The sequence below is a fragment of the Vibrio sp. Vb1127 genome, assembly GCF_033338735.1.
Classification (GTDB): domain Bacteria; phylum Pseudomonadota; class Gammaproteobacteria; order Enterobacterales; family Vibrionaceae; genus Vibrio; species Vibrio alginolyticus.
In genome coordinates this window covers 302,196-322,354 of record NZ_JAWOTF010000001.1, presented here as the reverse complement: position 1 = coordinate 322,354, position 20,159 = coordinate 302,196, and the positions used below count along the sequence as shown (strand labels likewise).

Genomic DNA, 20,159 nt, shown 5'->3' with positions numbered 1-20,159 from the left:
AACGAGTAAGTTCATGATTAAAGAAAGCACCCGAATAGATAGCGAACACGCTGACAAATACTTAGTGACGCTTTGTCGGCATTTTGGACGAAAAGTTCCTGCTACTTGGAATGAAAATAGCGGTTTGGTGACATTTCCGACGGGAAAAGCTGAGTTTAACCTTTGTGCATCTAGCTTAACTATAACCTGTGAGGCGGATTCAGAAGAGAAACTGAATACGGTGAAGGCGATCATTTCATCGCATGTGGACATGTTTTCTCGTCGAGAAACACTAGCACTTAGCTGGGTTCGTTAGCGCTCGTTTAAGGATGCTGTGATAGAAAGGGAATGTTAAAAGCAAAAGCCCGCAATCTTATGATTTGCGGGCTTTTATTGTTTGAATGCTATTGCGCTTTCTCAGGCTCTAGGCTTTTTTTTTCCTGCTGCATTTTTGCTAGGAAGTAGATGTTAACGCAAGCAATAAAACCGTTAGTTAGTACTACAGGCCAAGAATCAATCATTAGTCCGTAAGCAGTAAATAGCGCACAACCAATAAAGTTAAGGATACGAAGCTTAACAATATCTTTCATAGTTAGCGAAATAGCGACCATGATTGAAGCTGCATAACCTAAAATCTCAACCATATTCATGTCCATTTTTTGACCCTCTTAAAATCTGCCGAATTTTGTCGGTACCAATTCTTCTCATCTTGAGATTAATGAGGAAGCTCCATGCCTCGAATGGTCTTTTTTTGTTGTATGGACGCACTATATCAATGGAAAAACCGTGATAAAAGCCTCAAATCAAGGTTAAGAGAAGGTTAGCGATTACGCAAACGTTTAGGACTGGAATTACTGATAATTTTACTTATTGTGTTGATTGATAATAACGATGACATTAATAGCTCAAACACCATTGAAAGTAAGGGAATATTTACATATGATTGAAAATGATAATTATTTTCAAGTGCTGTGTTTATGTATTTTATTATTAGCTTGCTCGTGTTTTTTTTGCTGTATATCAGAACAAAACCGAACTCGTGGTGTGCGGGGATTCATATCGTAAGCCACTTTTTTATCGTTGCATTTTGTCCTGCAATTTATGTTGTTCAATATTTAATCGTTACGTTTTTTTCGTCACCGATATTGATTAAGATGTCATCACGCTCCGGTGTATACAACATTCTCATTGCTTTTCTTCCATTATTGATCGCAACCGGCAGTCTGGCGTTTAGCTGAATGATTTCATCTCTCTTCTTTTCTTAAAACAACTACACTTAATCAGAATAAGGTATCAATTTCATATAATTATTCGATATCTACGCGTCAGCACATGTGTCACATTTCTGTGACTACGAGTAAGTTTTACTTATGTTGCTTGGTAGTAGGGTATTTATCGATTGTTTAATGATTCAATACTTAGTTTAATCGTATAAAGGTGTGCAGTATGCCGCACTAAATTAATAAGAAATTATCTAAAAAGGTTAATGGGAAACGTAAGCCATTAGCGGAGGTCAGATGAGTACGCACACGGTACCGCAGAGCGCGATTGTAAATGCTGTCAAAGGTGAAGTTTTGGTTTTGGGCCTGGATGGAAACGTTAAGGTCATAAAAGCGGGGGATGAGTTAAGACCTGGCGAGATTATTATCACAGAAAATAATGCTTCTCTCGACGTACAGATAAATAATGAGCTTTATCTGGTCGATGCAAATTGTGTTGCTTGTCTTCCTGTGCCTTCTTCTGAACCGTTAGAACCAGTATTGGTACAATCTCCAGTTAATGGCTTGGTGACTTTTGACCCAACGGCTATTGGAAGTGCTGACTTCGACGCCAACGATATTGCCGCTATCCAGCAAGCTATTTTAGACGGAGCTGACCCTACCGCTATCTTAGAAGCAACAGCTGCTGGCGCAGGTGCTGAAGGCTCGGCTAATGCTGGCTACGTGACGGTTGAATATAATAACCCGGAAGTACTCGCTTCTACTTTTTTTGAAACGTCTGCGACTCGCAGCGGAGAAGATGATCGCGACGAAGATGACGGTTTGAATGTCACGATTTTTGCTGATGGTGGGCAGTCACTGCAATCTAGCGTAACAGAAGGCTCAATTTCTCTATCAAGCTACCCGCAAACCATTTCGTCTAGTGTGCTGGTTGAAGCAGGGGATCTCGCACTTGATACTGCTTCATTTGTACCCGAAACGTCTTCTTTAGAGTCTTTGTTGACTGAGCTTAACAGTGATATTACCTCTGGTGGTCAGCCAGTGGCGTTCGTTTATGACGAAGCGCAAAATGCCATTATCGGTACTCAAGAAGGTAACGAAGTGCTTCGTATCGAGATCGAAGCGACATCTTTAGGTCGTGATTTAGAGTTAGAGGTCGTTACCACGATTAGCCAGGGTATTGACCATGTTGCGTCTGTTGCTGATGGCCAAGTATCGATCGTCGGTGATCAAATCAATATTGCTTTTGATATTACTGGCGCAGATATTGGTGGTAATAGCATTCAAGCGCCTATCGATTTTACGACAACCGTTATTGATGGCGATGATCCTGCGCCGCAGAACGTTACTTTTGAAAACGTTGAATCTTCTTCTACACCAATTACTGGCACTTTTGTTGATATTGGTAGTGATCAATTGGCAACGGTCACGTTTAATCAAGAAGGACTTAGTCAGTTCGATGGCCTACTGAGTGATAATCAGGCGACAGAAGCGGTACTCTCTGAAGACGGCAGTACTATCACCTTGTCCATTGCGGGCTCGAATGAAACCGTCTTAACCATCAGTTTGAATACTGATGGTACCTACCAATTTGAGCAATTTAAGCCGTTAGAACAAACAAACGGTGAAGATACGATTGAGCTCTCTTTGCCAACCACAATCGTCGATTTCGACCAAGATACGGCAAGCAACACCTTTACGATGACCATCCTCGATGGCGATAATCCAGTGATTGAGAATGTGACGGGATTGTCTTTAGACGAGGCGGGGGTTGACCAAGGTTCACAGGAAGGCGCGGCAGTAACAAGTGGTACTGGGGCGATCACGACAGCGGTCGGTAGTGACATCATTGATCACTATGAATTGGAACCTACAGAGTTTAATGTTGGTGGAGAACTCCAATCTCAAGGGCAGGTTGTTCAACTAGAACTAGCGTCCGAGAGTAACGGCGTACGTACTTACGAAGGCTTCATTGAGCTGGATGGTGTGCGTATTACCGTATTTGATGTGGCGATTGATGCACCTGCATTGGGCGAATACCAATTCAACTTGTATGAACAACTTGACCATACGGGTGCTAACGATGACTCGCTTACTTTCTCACTGCCAGTTTACGCGGTAGATGCGGATGGTGACCGTTCCTCGATTACCGACGGTTCGAACACACCAGAAGCAGCGCAAATTGTCATTCAAGTTCAAGATGACGTTCCTTCGATTGATGGCGTTAAGGCACTAGCCGTCGATGAAGACGATTTATCAAGCATCGGCTCCGATCAAAGCGATTCTGTGCTCGCGCAAGGCAGCTTCACGACGACTCAGGGCTCAGACCGTGTTGTAAGTTATCAATTAGAGAGCGGCACTGATCCACTCAATGGGTTGGAATCACAGGGTCGATCTATCTCTCTGACGGAAACAACTAACTTAGATGGCAGCTTTACCTATTCTGCAACGGCAGAAGGGGACGCTATCTTCACCTTACAAGTGAACCCTGACGGTTCTTATTCATTTACCCTTGAAGGTCCAATCGATCATGCTGTGGGTAGCGATAGCTTAACTCTAGACTTCACTATTGTCGCAACGGACTTTGACGGTGACACCAGTTCACTTGTTCTACCGGTAACCATTGCCGATGATGTGCCAACCATTAATGACGTTGTCGCTCTTACCGTCGATGAAGATGACTTAAGTTTGGTAGGCTCTGACCAATCACAGTCAACGCTGGTCGAAGGTCAGTTTACGACAACTCAAGGTTCTGATGGCGTCGTACAGTATCAGTTGGATGTAAACGCTGATTCTTTAAATGGCCTGCAATCTCAAGGTCAAACCGTTTCCATTGCCGAAACGCAAAATGCAGATGGCAGTTACACCTACAGCGCAACGGCAAATGGCAGTGCAGTTTTCACATTAATTTTGAATACCGACGGCTCGTACAGTTTTGAGCTGCAAGGTCCAATTGACCATGCGGCAAATAGCGACAGCTTAACCCTTGATTTTAGCGTTATTGCTACAGACTTCGATGGTGACACAAGCCAAATCGTATTGCCTGTTACCATCGTGGATGATAAGCCAACTATTACTGATGTTGATGCGATTACTGTTGATGAAGATGATTTAGGCACGATTGGTTCGGACCAGACTGACCCGATTTCTATTGATGGTAGCTTCACCACCACACAAGGCTCTGACCGAGTGGTAAGTTATCAGCTTGATGCTTCTGCAACACCAGTTGACGGCCTTACATCACAAGGCGTGGCAGTTACGCTGACTGAAACCGCAAACGCTGATGGCAGCTTTACTTACGAGGCGACAGCGGGTAGTGAAGCGGTCTTTACGCTGACGGTGAATACTGATGGTAGCTATAACTTCACGCTTGAAGGTCCAATCGACCACGCGGTAGATAGCGATGAGCTGACACTCAACTTCCCAATCATCGCAACAGACTTTGATGGCGACACCACAAATGCCACTATCCCAGTGACAATCGTGGACGATAAGCCTGTTATTACCGACGTCGACACCATTACGGTTGATGAAGATGATCTAGCGTCAATTGGCTCAGACCAAAGCAATCCAATTTCTATTGATGGCAACTTTACTACCACACAAGGCTCTGACCGAGTGGTGAGCTACCAACTCGATGCTTCAGCAACACCAGTGGACGGTTTAACATCGCAAGGCGTGGCTGTCACACTGATAGAAACCGCAAATGGTGATGGTAGTTTCACTTATGAAGCGACTGCGGGTGGCAACCCAGTATTTACTCTGACAGTAGATACTGATGGCTCTTACAACTTCACGCTAGAAGGGCCAATTGATCACGCGGTGGATAGTGATGAGCTGACACTCAACTTCCCAATTATCGCAACCGACTTCGATGGCGACACCGTTACTGAAACCATTCCAGTCACGATTGTTGATGATGTACCGACCATCACAGCGGTGGATGCGTTGAGTGTCGATGAAGATGACCTTAGCGGCGTGGGCTCAGACCAAACTGACGCTGTGTTCGTTGAAGGCGCGTTTACCACTATTCAAGGCTCTGACCGAGTGGTGAGCTATCAACTGGATTCAACGGCTGATCCTGTTGCGGGGCTAACGTCTCAAGGTGAGGCGATTACCTTGGTGGAAACCGCCAACGGTGATGGCAGCTTTACTTATGTGGCGACCGCAGACGGCAATCCGGTATTCACGTTAAACGTAGCAACAGATGGCACTTACGATTTTACGCTGCAAGGCCCGATTGACCATGCAGCTAACAGTGACAGCCTGACGATTGATTTCCCAATTATTGCCACCGATTTTGATGGTGATACGACTTCGGCAACCATTCCAGTCACGATTACGGATGATGCACCAATCATCGATAATGTTTTGCCTCTGGCTGTAGACGAAGATGATTTATCAGGTATTGGCTCAGACCAAACTGACGCTGTGTTTGTTGAAGGCGCGTTCACCACTACCCAAGGTTCAGACCGTGTGGTGAGCTACCAACTTGATTCAACTTCTGATCCTGTTTCGGGGCTAACCTCCCAAGGTGAGCCAGTTACTCTGGTAGAGACTGCGAATGCTGATGGCAGCTTTACTTACGTGGCTACCGCGGATGGCAATCCGGTTTTCACCATGAACGTGAATGCTGATGGCACATACAATTTCCGTCTGGAAGGGCCGGTCGATCACGCGTTAAACAGCGATGAATTAGTACTGAACTTCCCAATCATTGCAACAGACTTTGACGGCGATACGACGACCGCGACCATTCCCGTCACGATTACTGATGACGTTCCAACTATCGACAACGTTGTTCCACTCACGGTGGACGAAGATGATCTCGCCTCAATTGGCTCAGACCAAAACGATGATGCGTTTATGTCGGGCTCTTTCAGCACAACTGAAGGCTCGGACCGCGTTGTTAAATACCAGCTTGATTCAACCGCAGATCCAGTAGCAGGATTGACCTCTCATGGTGAGCCTGTCGTGCTTGCTGAAACTGCTAACGGCGACGGCAGTTTTACTTACACAGCCACAGCAGATGGCAATGCCGTATTTGAATTGGTAGTGAAGTCAGACGGCAGCTACACCTTTACTCTGCAAGGCCCACTAGACCATGCAATGAATAGCGACAGTCTGCAAATCGATTTCCCGATTATCGCAACAGATTTTGATGGCGATACCTCAACAGAAACATTGCCTGTCACCATCGTTGATGATAAACCAACCATCACTGACGTAGACGCAATCCGTGTGGATGAAGATGACTTAGCGACGATTGGCTCTGACGGCTCAGATCCAATTTCAATCGATGGTAACTTCACTACAACGCAAGGCTCTGATGGGGTAGTAAGCTACCAATTAGATACTGCTGCAACGCCAGTTGACGGTCTAACATCACAAGGTGTGGCAGTGACGCTGACTGAAACTGCAAACGGTGATGGTAGCTACACCTATGAAGCATCTGCGGGAACCGATGCTGTCTTCACGCTGACCGTTAATACGGATGGCTCATACAACTTTACGCTGCAAGGTCCAATCGACCATGCGACGGGTAGTGATGAGCTGACGCTGAACTTCCCAATCATCGCGACGGATTTTGATGGTGATACCACCACAGAAACGATCCCAGTCACCATCGTGGATGATAAGCCGACCATTACCGATGTTGATGTGATTGCCGTTGATGAAGATGACTTAGGTACGATTGGTTCAGATCAGACTGGCCCGATTTCAATCGATGGCAACTTCACCACCACACAAGGCTCTGACCGAGTAGTGAGCTATCAGCTTGATGCTTCAGCAACACCAGTGGCTGGACTCACATCACAAGGCGTGGCAGTCACGCTAACTGAAACCGCAAACGCTGATGGCAGCTTTACCTACCAAGCAACAGCAGGCACTGAGTCGGTCTTTACGCTGACAGTGAACACTGATGGCTCTTATAACTTCACGCTTGAAGGGCCAATCGACCACGCGGTAGATAGCGATGAGCTGACACTCAACTTCCCAATCATCGCAACAGACTTTGATGGCGACACCACAAATGCCACTATCCCTGTGACGATCGTGGACGATAAGCCAGTGATTACTGACGTCGACGCAATCACGGTTGATGAAGATGATCTAGCGTCAATTGGCTCAGACCAAAGCAATCCGATTTCTATTGATGGTAACTTCACCACCACACAAGGTTCAGACCGAGTGGTGAGCTACCAACTCGATGGCACATCAACACCGGTTGACGGTTTAACGTCGCAAGGCGTGGCTGTCACACTGATAGAAACCGCAAATGGTGATGGTAGTTTCACTTATGAAGCGACTGCGGGTGGCAATCCAGTATTTACTCTGACAGTAGATACTGATGGCTCTTACAACTTCACACTTGAAGGGCCAATTGATCACGCGGTTGATAGTGACGAACTGACACTCAACTTCCCAATTATCGCAACCGACTTTGATGGCGACACCGTTACTGAAACCATTCCAGTTACGATTGTTGATGATGTACCGACCATCACAGCGGTGGATGCGTTAAGTGTCGATGAAGATGACCTTACCGGTGTGGGTTCCGACCCTGGCGGCGATCTGTTCGTTGAAGGCGCGTTTACTACCACACAAGGCTCTGACCGAGTGGTGAGCTATCAACTGGATTCAACCGCTGATCCTGTTGCGGGGCTAACCTCTCAAGGTGAGGCGATTACCTTGGTGGAAACCGCGAATGGCGACGGCAGCTTTACCTATGTTGCGACCGCTGACGGTAATCCAGTCTTCACGTTGAATGTCGCAACAGATGGTACGTACGACTTTACGCTGCAAGGCCCGATTGATCATGCCGCCAACAGCGATAGCCTGACGATTGATTTCCCAATTATTGCCACCGATTTTGATGGTGATACGACTTCGGCAACCATTCCAGTCACGATTACGGATGATGCACCAATCATTGATAATGTCGTGCCTCTGACTGTAGACGAAGATGATTTATCAGGCATTGGCTCAGACCAAACTGACGCTGTGTTTGTTGAAGGCGCGTTTACGACCACTCAAGGTTCAGACCGTGTGGTGAGCTACCAACTTGATTCAACGGCTGATCCTGTTTCAGGTTTAACTTCTCAAGGTGAGCCTATTACTTTGGTGGAGACTGCGAATGCCGATGGCAGCTTTACTTACGTGGCTACCGCGGATGGCAATCCTGTCTTCACCATGAATGTGAATGCTGACGGTACATATGACTTCCGTCTGGAAGGGCCAATCGATCACGCGTTAAACAGCGATGAGCTAGTACTGAACTTCCCAATCATTGCAACAGACTTTGATGGCGATACGACGACCGCGACCATTCCAGTCACGATTACTGATGACGTTCCAACCATTAATAACGTTGTTCCACTGACAGTAGACGAAGATGATCTCGCTACAATTGGCTCAGACCAAAACGATGATGCGTTTATGTCGGGGTCTTTCAGCACAACTGAAGGCTCAGACAGCGTTGTTAAATACCAGCTTGATGCAACGGCAGATCCAGTAGCAGGGTTGACCTCTCATGGTGAGCCTGTCGTGCTTGCAGAGACAGCAAATGGTGATGGCAGCTTTACTTACACTGCCACAGCAAATGGCAATGACGTATTTGAATTGGTGGTGAAGCCAGACGGCAGCTACACCTTTACTCTGCAGGGTCCACTAGACCATGCGGTGAATAGCGACAGCCTGCAAATCGACTTCCCGATTATCGCAACAGACTTTGATGGCGATACGTCGAAAGAAACACTGCCTGTTACCATCGTTGACGATAAACCAACCATCACTGACGTAGACGCGATCCGTGTGGATGAAGATGACTTAGCGACGATTGGCTCTGACGGCGCAGATCCAATTTCAATCGATGGCAACTTCACTACAACGCAAGGCTCTGATGGGGTAGTAAGCTACCAATTGGATGCGGCTGCAACGCCAGTTGATGGCCTAACATCACAAGGTGTGGCAGTGACCCTGACTGAAACTGCAAACGGTGATGGTAGCTACACTTATGAAGCGACAGCAGGAACTGAAGCAGTATTTACGCTGACCGTGAATACGGATGGTTCATACAACTTTACGCTGCAAGGTCCAATCGACCATGCGACGGGTAGTGATGAGCTGACACTGAACTTCCCAATCATCGCAACGGATTTTGATGGTGATACCACCACAGAAACGATCCCAGTCACCATTGTGGATGATAAGCCGACCATTACCGATGTCGATGCGATTACCGTTGACGAAGATGACTTAGGCACGATTGGTTCGGATCAGACTGGCCCGATTTCAATCGATGGCAACTTCACCACCACACAAGGCTCTGACCGAGTAGTGAGCTATCAGCTTGATGCTTCAGCAACACCAGTGGCTGGCCTTACATCACAAGGCGTGGCAGTCACACTGACGGAAACCGCAAACGGTGATGGCAGCTTTACTTACGAGGCGACAGCGGGTACTGAAGCGGTCTTTACTCTGATAGTGAATACTGATGGTAGTTACAACTTCACGCTTGAAGGTCCAATCGACCACGCAGTAGATAGTGATGAGTTGACACTGAACTTCCCAATCATCGCAACAGACTTTGATGGCGATACCTCTGCTGAGACAATTCCTGTCAAGATCGTTGATGACAAGCCGATACTTGGTGGAATCGAAGCAACAAGTGTGCAAACGGTTGATGAGGATGATATCCCAACAGTCGGATCTGATGGTACACAGTCGAACAGCATTGCCGGTAACTTCATCGTGACTGATGGTTCTGATGGCATTGTCGAGTACAGCGTTTCTGACCTAACGACGCCAGTACAAGGCCTGACCTCTGGTGGTCAATCACTGGTTATGGTTGAAGTATCAAACGCAGGTGGTGTTTCAGTTTACGAAGCTCGTATTGATGGCACGACGACACCAGTATTCCGTGTAACCCTCGATGCCTCTGATGACAGCTACACGTTCGATTTGCTCGCTCTTCTCGATCATCCAAATGCTGATGGCCAAAATGAACTGGTCATCAATTTACCGATAAACGCGACTGACTTTGATGGAGACGTGTCGAACAACATCACCTTACCAATTACGGTTGTGGATGATGTTCCGACCATTGACGGTTTACTAGCAGGCAGCGAACAAACCGTTGATGAAGATGACCTACCAGCAGGTACGGATGCTGCAAGTGCAGAAGATACTGTTATTTCAGGTACTTTTGATATCACCGAAGGTGCTGACCAAGTTGCTTCTATTCAGCTGAGTGACCTGACCACGCCAGTTGCGTCACTGACTTCAGATGGTGACGCTATCACCTTAGTTCTGTCTTCTAGCGCAAACGGCGTGAACGTATACCAAGGTGTCGCTGGCAATCCTGCTGAAGTGGTTTTCGAACTGACGTTGGATGCAACGAACAACACCTACGAGTTCGATTTACAGAAGCCGCTTGATCATCCAGATGGTAATCAGCAAAACGAGATTGTTATTAACCTCCCTGTGACTGCGACAGATAATGATGGTGATACTTCACCAGCCTTCACATTGCCAATTACCGTTGTGGACGATGTTCCAGTTGTTACCAATATTGAAAGTCTACGTGTCGACGAAGATGACTTACCTCTTGGTTCTGATGGCACTAAAGAGCCGTTAACGGTATCAGGTGAATTCGAAGTCACTAGCGCAGATGGTATTGATGCTTTCGAATTGGATCTGAGCTCAAATCCTATTCCGAACCTGAAATCGGGTGGAGAAGAGGTAACACTTTCTCAAGACGTTGGCGCTTCAACTGCTGACGCGCTTGTTTACGTGGGACAAACTCCGGGTGGAGTGACGGTCTTCACGTTGACACTTCATCAAGATGGTAAATACGACTTTGAGTTATCTGGTCAGTTAGATCACGCGGTTAACTCTGATGAGATTTTGTTGAATCTACCTGTGAAGATCACGGATGGCGACAACGATACCATCACTGCGACCTTGCCAGTTACGATCGTAGATGACAAACCAACCATTGATGCTATTAGCTCTGGTAGTACCTTGTCTGTGGATGAGGATGATATTCCAAGCCAAGGTTCGGACGACACGCCAGAATCCAATATCATTGGTGGCAACTTTGAAGTTACTGATGGTGCCGACTCTATCGTTAGCTTCCAGTTGGATAGCTTAACGTCGCCTGTTTCTGGACTTACCTCAGGTGGTCAACCGCTTGAGTTGGTTGAGTTTTCAAATTCAAATGGTGTGATTGAGTACCGGGCTTACGTACAAGGTACGACGGATACCGTCTTTAAACTGACGCTAAATGGCTCAGCTGACAGTTATGAGTTTGAACTATTAGGTGCACTTGATCATCCTGCGGGTAACGATGAAAACTCGTTAGTCATCAACTTCCCAGTCAACGCGACTGATTTTGATGGCGATGTGTCCAATAACATCACCTTGCCGATCACCGTGGTGGACGATGTTCCAGCTATTGTGAAAGTGACAGACTCTAGCCAACAAACCGTTGATGAAGATGATCTTTCCGGTGGCTCTGACACGACAAGTAATGATTCTACGGTATTGAACGGCGGATTTGAGGTCGTTGCTGGTGCAGACAAGATTGTCAGCTACCAAGTTTCAGACCTCGATGCAGTCGTGTCTGGTTTAACGTCGAACGGCAGCAGCATCGAGTTGAATCTAGTAGGCACGAATGGTGGAGTAACCAGTTACGAAGCGGTTATTACTGGCACATCAACTAAGATCTTCACGCTGTCTCTTGATGCGAATAATGACAGCTACCAATTTGAGCTGTTGGGACCAATCGACCATGACGCTGTTCAAGGTGAAAACAACCTTGTCATTGATATTCCAATTACAGTAACAGACTTTGATGGTGACACGTCATCATCACTGAATCTTCCAATTACCGTAGTTGATGACATTCCCGAAATTAAATCAGCAGATGCTTTGGCGGTTGATGAGGATGACCTTGCCAACGGCTCTCAGGCAACCAACAAAGACAGCCTAGAAGCAACGGGCAATTTCGATACGGTGGAAGGGGCAGATACCGTTGTCTCTTATCAGCTGGATCTTACTTCTAACCCGATACCAGGAGTCACTTCAGGTGGTCTTGCGGTGACGTTAGTTCAAACCGCGGTAAGCAACAACAACTTTACTTATCAAGGTCAAACACCTGATGGTAACTCAGTGTTCACGCTAGTTTTGAACGCTGACGGCTCTTACAAGTTTACGCTTGAGGGTGCGCTAGATCACTCAACTCAAGGCGAAGATACACTCATACTTGATCTCCCAGTCTTTGCGACCGATGTCGATGGTGATATGGCAGGTATTAACTTACCAGTGACGATTACCGATGATGTTCCAACCTTGCACGATGCATCTATTTCGCGTGTTGAGGGACAAGGCAGTCGCACGGTTCGTTTATTCCGAGACCCTGTAGAGGGGGATGATGACCTTGGTGCTGACGGCGCACAAGTGACTTCATTCTCGGCTGATGATTCAGGCATTTACTTTAAGCAAAACGGTGTTGATTCTGATTCTGTCGATTTGAACGGCAGCGACCAAGTCGTATTTGTTCACAAGGTTCTTGACGGAGTGGATACTGAAATCGGTCGTTTGGTTGTTCGAACCGATGGCAGTGTGTCATTCCGTCCGAATGACGATCTTGACCATACCGAAACCGACTCGATTGATTTCACCATCAACGTTGTGGCAACCGATGGTGATGGCGATATCGCAGATGCCGATGTGGATATCTCGATAAGAGACCGCAATGCGCAAATTGACACGTCTACCGTTACTGCGTTCGAAGACCAAGGGCGTGATGGTGTCGTTGTGGGCGTTGACTCTGCAAATACTCAGGACAACTTGTCGACGCTGGATGTTAGCCCTGCGAAAGTCGACTTGGTTATCAATTTACATGATATCGACCGTAACGAGAGCTTAGGTGACATCACTATTCGAGATGCTGATACTCACAACGGTACGTTCTACTACAGAGACGGCAGTGGCAACTACATTGAATTAACATCTGTGGGCAATACGGTTGTTCTCGACGCATCAAATGTTGAGCAGTCATTCAATGGTGAGCTTGTCTCGCTAGATAACTTGTACTTCGTACCAGATCGTCATACATCAACCGATGCTTCTGGTATCGATCCTCGTATCCGCGTGGAAATTCTTAACAATGGTACGCCAGATCATACGATTAATGGTCGTTTAGACATTGAAGTTGCTGCCGTTGCAGATATTGCAACGTGGACGGCAAACAGTGAATTTAACTACTCGGTTGATGAAGATGGAAACAATGTCGCACTTAACATCACGGCTGAAACCCAAGACACTAGTAACCCTGAAGGCATTGTGTACGAGCTTGTCTTTACACAAGGAGAAGGTAACGCAGAGTTAGTCTATTCAGATGGTAGTGCGATACCAAAATCCAGTGGTGTTTATCTGGTGGATGCAAGCCGAATTGATGAAGTTCAAGTTGATCCGATAGATAACTTCTCGGGCGAAATCAGAATTGATGTCACCGCTATTACGACGGAAAACAACAATCCACTGCTTGGGAAAGATACCGCTCGCTCAGAAACCGAAACCATCATTATTGATGTAAACCCAGTTGCGGATAAAGGTAGTTTTACTGTAAACCGAATTAATGTGTTTGAGGATAATGCTCGAACTCAAAATACGGTAGACCCTGTCACTGATCACGACCCACTCCAATTAAGTGAAGTGATCACCATGAAACCATCAGCGGACTTAGATGGTTCTGAAGCGTTATTTGTACGCATTTCTAACTTCTCAATTGATGGGGTTACTTTGGTGTGGTTGGACTCAGCAAACCCAAGTCAGATAGTAGAAGTGACCGACTCAGGCGGCAATGTACTCTATTACGAAGTGCCAGAGTCTGAATTAGCGAACGTCGAAGTTCTTCCTCCGTTGCACAGCAATGATGACTTTACTTTCAATGTCGAAGGCATTGTGAAAGACACAGCATCATTGTCTACCGGTACGACAGAAGATGTGTTGTCACTGGGCAGTAAGACTGTCATCGTTGGTGTAAAAGGTGTTGCTGACATACCAGACACGGTATTAATTGACGCGGGGAACGTTTGGAACCGATTCGTAGACGGAGATGTGGCCGGGATAGAGACGACTATTGAAGAGAATGGTGTTGTAAACCTCAACTTCTCGGTTGTATCAGGTGAAGTTGCCGATAGACCTCTGGATGATTCAGAAGCCATTACTGTTATCCTGTCCAACATCCCCGACGGTGTTCGTGTCGTAGATTCAGACGGTTCAAGCGTTGACCTCACCTTTGTTGGCTATGATGGTAACGGTCAACCGATTTACGAAGCAAACATCACTGGGCTGAATTTTAATTCCGGTATTCAAATTATTCCGGAAGCCTCTTCAACTGAAAACATTGCGATTACAGGGACGATCATTGTTACCGAGAATGATGGTCATAGTCGTGTGATTGAAAGAGAGGTAAGGATCAAGGTCGAACCCGTTATTGACGCTCAAGATAACTACGTTGTTCGATCGGAGGGAGATGAAGATACGCGCTTTGACATCGATTGGAAACCGACGCTCGTACAAAGCCCTGATACCGATGAATTCTTTAGTGATGTAACCATCTCTGGATTTCCTCCAGGCAGCACGGTCTATGTAGATGGTGTGGCACAAACGCTTGTTTCTGGAACACTAACGCTTTCACCGCAAGCTGGTGAATCAGAACAAGATTTTTCCGCTAGAATCTCTCAAAGTGGCTATGTTCAAGTCCAGTTGGAGCAGGATTCAAGTACTGACTTTGACTTGACCACAACCGTCACTGTGAAAGAGATTGACCATGAATATGTTGACGCTTCGAATCCCGGTGAAGGTATCGCTGAGAAAACCATCAATGGTACGGTGAATGTCCAAGTTAATCCAATCGTTGAGCCAGAGGATAAGACGGGGGCAATAGACGACCAAACCCGTCTGCTTGTCACTGAAAGTGGTGGTGGTGCTACCGATATCGTGAAGTCAGACGATCAAGGTAACATTGACTTTACGATCAACACTTCTATGGGGGGCGAATCTGGCGCTCATATCATTAAATACCAAGAGTTTGATGCGTCTTCAGATGAAGTGGTGACTCAACTTGTTGTTCAATTTCACAATGTGGACCCTGAGATCCTCAACCAATTGGTTATCGTCGGTGCACTAAATGAAGGTGGAGGTCGTTGGACAGTAACTAATGAAGACAACTTCTCAATTAAAGCGCCGTCTGGACTTGATTTAACACCAAACGATGACAGCGACGATGGCGATAACGGTGGTCTCTCTCAAATTGGCTTAACCATTTACGCAGAAGTGAATGATTTGGGCGAAGATTTGGGCAACGAAAAAGATGCGACGGTCGTGCGTCAAACGGATGTGACACTAGAGTTTCCAACCGTCCTCACACCGAAAATGAGTGTAGCGGCAGAGATTCAGGTGGCTGATGATGTTCAAATTCAAGCGTTGGAAGACAATTCTATTAACCTTGGTGCTCAGTTGACGTCGAAAGTCGATGCGATTAATGCAGATGGTGTGGAGGATGTCTTGACTATTATCGTCGACCCGACAGCTCCTGGCATTCCTCCTGGTTTGGTGATCACGGGGACGGATGTTGATTTTGTCAATGGTAAATACGTGTTCCAAGCCCATATCGATGCGAGTGGAAATATTACTGGCCTTGATGGTTTGACGATGCACTTGGCAGAAGATTACGCAGGTGATTTCGAATTGCCAATTCGGTTTGTCACTAAAGACACTGAGTCCGGTGATGAAAAAGAAAATAATGTCCAGTTTCCAGTTCAGGTTTTACCGGTTGCAGACGTTCCGAGTTCAGCCGGGGATCAGCCGTTGGATAGCGATGTCACACCAAATGTAAGAGTAGATATCGTCGGTACTTTCGGCTTGGATGCAAACAAACAACCTGTGACTGATCTAAATAACGACGTTCCCACGGCGGATGGTGTTGGTTACGAAGATGGCTTAATCCAACTTAACTTGAGTGTTGATTTTGCCGATCAATTTAACAACACTCAAGGTGGTCGAGAAACACTAACGAACATCAAGTTAGAGCTTGATGACACAACATTAGGTGAGTTTGTTGATGCCAATGGTAACAGCTTAGGAACCAGTATTGAGTTTAATGAAGCTGAGATTTTAGCTGGTGCGCTTGACAATGTTCTGTTTAAGCCAAAAGAAAATTACCCCGTAGGTGGTGGCCAAAATACCGTCAAGATTAATATCGAGGGAGAAATTACTGATGAAGCTGTGTTTGATCAGTCTATCTTGAATAACTCTGGCGATAATATAGATGTGAGAACCTTCACTGACGATGTCACATTTGAAGTTACGCCAGTCGTTGATGACATTACCATTACAGGTGCCGATCCGACGCAGCCAATCACGGTGATTGGTGACGAAGATACTTTAATTTCGCTGAATCAATCGGGCTCTGGTGTTTCGATCAGCCTGAACGATAATGACGGTTCTGAGAGTTTCGTTTCACTCAAGTTAACGGGGCTTCCTGATGACTTTATCGTTAAATCCAATTCCTCTGATTATGTTGTTAAGAACAACGGTGGGGGCGAATGGAGTATTCAACTAAAAGATCTCACTCAGACGTCCATTGACCTGAGTGACATCCAAATTAAACCGCCAAAACACTTTAGTGGCGAGGCTGAGATAGGTATTACGGTCTTCATTCAAGAGGAGTTGCTACAAGTTCCAACGGAACGAAACAACAACTTTACGCTTATTGTCAATCCTATTGGTGATGATGTTGATGTGAACCCCGACACTTCGGCTGCAGGTAATGAGGGCGAAGACATTGTTATTAATGTAAATGCGTTAGTGGTTGATAACAAAGAGTCCATCGGAGATGGTGCAAACTACCAGGAAAATGATCCAGAGACGCTGAGAGTTGAGGTCTCAAATGTCCCTGATGGGGCGAGCGTTTCATTACCTGATGGGACAGTATTTACTGACCAAGGCGGCGGCGTTTTTGTCTTAGAAATCAATGCTCAAGACTTGGATCAAGTGGTGTTTAATTCTGGTGATCGCAACGATAACTCATGGGATGGTTCGCTGCATTTCAAAGTGCAAGCCGTTGATACTGGGCTCGATGGCAGTCAAAGCTTGGGCTCCGCAGAGGAGTTTGATGTCACTGTTGATGTTGAAGCAGTGAACGATCGTCCAGAGTTCGTCAACACCGTGGATGTGGAAACACCAGAAGATACGCCAATGCTGCTTGATGGTTTCAGCATTACCGATATTGATGCCGTACTCGATGATCCGAATGCTGAATACGTACTCAATGTGAACGTCGACAGCGGTATCTTGGAGCTTAATCCAACGCTCATCGCTACTTACAACCTAACCGTGAGCGGTGATGGTACGGACTCCGTTGAACTGAAAGGCACAGTGGCCGATCTAAACAATGCCATTGCAGACGGTCTGATTGAGTTTAATCCAGACCTGAACTTCTTTGGTGACGTTCAGGTGGACGTGACAGTCGATGACCAAGGTAATGAAGGTATCGTAATTGGTGGGGTAGATGACACCCTAAATACCAACAGCAGCAGCTTCAATATTGAAGTGACAGCGGTGAATGATACCCCAGAAACTACGCCAGTGACGCTACCGGATATTAAAGAAGATAGTGGTGTGTTCTCCATCTCTGAAGCGGATCTTATTGCGAATGCGACAGACGTAGAGAACGATAACCTCACGGTCAGCAATGTTCAGTTAACGGATCCGAATTCGGGTAGCATTACTTTCAACAGTGGTACGGGAGAGTGGGAATTTACCCCAGCACCAGATTACAACGGTCCAGTTGAAATCACGTACACCATTACAGATGATGGCACGACAAGTGGTGCATTCGATCCTAAATCGGTTAACGGCAGCGCATCGTTCAACGTAACGGAAGTCAATGATGCTCCAACGACGTCTGAAGTGGTACTTTCTGATATCGCAGAAGACAGTACGGCGGTTGAAATTACCCAAGCTGATTTGTTAGCGAATGCTTCTGACATTGAAAACGACACCTTGATGGTGAGTAATGTCCAGTTGGTTGACCCAAGCAGCGGCACATTGGATTTCGACAACGTAACAGGTACATGGTCATTTACTCCTGCGCCTGGCTACAACGGCAAGGTCGATCTGACCTACGACATTACCGACAACGGTACAACGAACGGTGTTTCTGATCCTCAAACGGTGTCAGGAACGGCGACCTTCGAAGTCACTGAGGTGAACGATGCACCGGTAACATCAGAGGTAACGTTGAGTAGTACGGAAGAAGATGGTGGTTCGGTAACTATTACGGCTACTGAGTTGCTGAGCAACGCAAGTGATCCTGAGTCAGACAACTTGACCGTCGATAATGTTGCGTTAGTGGACCCAACTTCCGGCACGTTGACTCAAGTGAGTGCGACAGAGTGGACGTTTGAACCCGCAGCAGATTTCTTTGGTGACGTTAATTTCACTTATGAAATCACAGATGACGGAACCACTAACGGCGCTCCAGACCCAATTACAATCGCGGGCACAGCAGTGTTGAATGTTGAAGCTACCAATGACGCACCTGAAATCACTGCAGCGTCGGTAACGGATACGATCAATGAAGCTGATGGCCAGAAAGTAACGGGTATTAGTGTGAGTGACGTCGACTTTGCGGGCGCACAAGCAAATGAAAGCATGACCGTGACTCTTACAGTTACCGAGGGCGACCTTCGTGTCGAGCCGCCAGCAGGTAGTGGTGTGACTGTTGGGGCGGGGATGGCTGGTGAAATAACCCTAATGGGCACACCAGATAATATTAACTCCGTTCTTGGAGCAACAGACGCTTCTGAGGGTGTATTTGTGGATGCAGGAGATGTCAACGCAGCTTCAATCACTTTATCGGTGAAAGTCGAGGACAACGGCGTGTACTTCGAAAATGCATCGGGTACCGCATTGGAGGCGAATCAAGACTTCACTATCAATGTGACACCTGTAGCTGATGCACCTACATTGAGTATCAATCCTCAGTTTAATTACATTCGTCAAATTGCGGCTAGCCAAACCGCGAGCAGTCAAGGTTTAGCGATTGTCGGAATCATGGCGGCGCTTACTGATGTTGACGAGGTGCTGTCTTTGGAGCTAACGGGCGTACCAGCTAGTGCTGAGGTAACAAGTGGCGTTTCTCCATCAGGCATTAGCTTCGATGGTACCACTTGGACAGTACCAAGCGATGAAATTGATACGCTAGAAATTGTCGCAACAGATACTAACAGTGGTATTGATGTCGGTTCTTACGATATTTCGCTTACGGCGATATCAACGGAATCTAATGGCGATGAAGCGCAGTCTTCACCTGTCCAAATTAGTTTGAATGTGAGTAGTGATAGCGACGATATTGACCAGTCAACCGCAGTGGACGACAGCTATTTAGTCGGTGGAGACACAGGTATCAATTTGATTGGTGGCGACGGTGACGACGTTATTCTGGGTGGCGATGGCGATGACGTTCTTATCGGTGGCTTAGGCTCAGATATCTTAACGGGTGGAGACGGCAGCGATATCTTCAAGTGGACGGTAGACTCCGTTGATGAAGGGGCAGTGGATACCATTACTGACTTCACTGTTAACGAAGACAGCATCGATTTACGTGAAGTTATCTCTGATCTCAATAACTCAATGATCGACATGGATGATCTGCTTGGTCACATTTCGGCAGACTACGATGCATCGACGGAAAGTGTTTCTCTGAACATTACGACGGATGCAAATGTTCAACAGACTATTGTCGTGGAAAACTTAGGTACTTCAATCGACTTCAACGGTCTCAGCTCCAATGAGATTGTAGAGTCATTGCTGAACAACGGTGTTATTGATAACGGATAAACCTATATATAACACAAAAATGGGCGGCTCTGATAAGCCGCC

General features: G+C 46.5%; 3 protein-coding genes. 2 read left to right on the top strand and 1 reads right to left on the bottom strand.

The window, feature by feature from the left end; genetic code table 11:
- Nucleotides 1-13: 13 nt before the first annotated feature.
- Entirely contained in the window at nucleotides 14-295 is a 282-nt protein-coding gene (locus R7H07_RS01400; protein ID WP_005376622.1) for a DUF2218 domain-containing protein, read from the top strand.
- An 88-nt stretch (nucleotides 296-383) separates the two neighbouring features.
- Here the strand turns inward: R7H07_RS01400 and R7H07_RS01395 are convergent, their stop codons facing one another.
- Complete coding sequence (locus R7H07_RS01395; RefSeq protein ID WP_005376619.1) at nucleotides 384-635, bottom strand: YgjV family protein; 252 nt, start codon at nucleotides 633-635, stop codon at nucleotides 384-386.
- 861 nt (nucleotides 636-1,496) lie between these two features.
- Between R7H07_RS01395 and R7H07_RS01390 the strand changes: the two genes are divergently transcribed.
- Nucleotides 1,497-20,117, top strand: coding sequence for a retention module-containing protein (locus R7H07_RS01390; protein ID WP_206958797.1), 18,621 nt, complete (start codon nucleotides 1,497-1,499; stop codon nucleotides 20,115-20,117).
- Nucleotides 20,118-20,159: the final 42 nt, after the last annotated feature.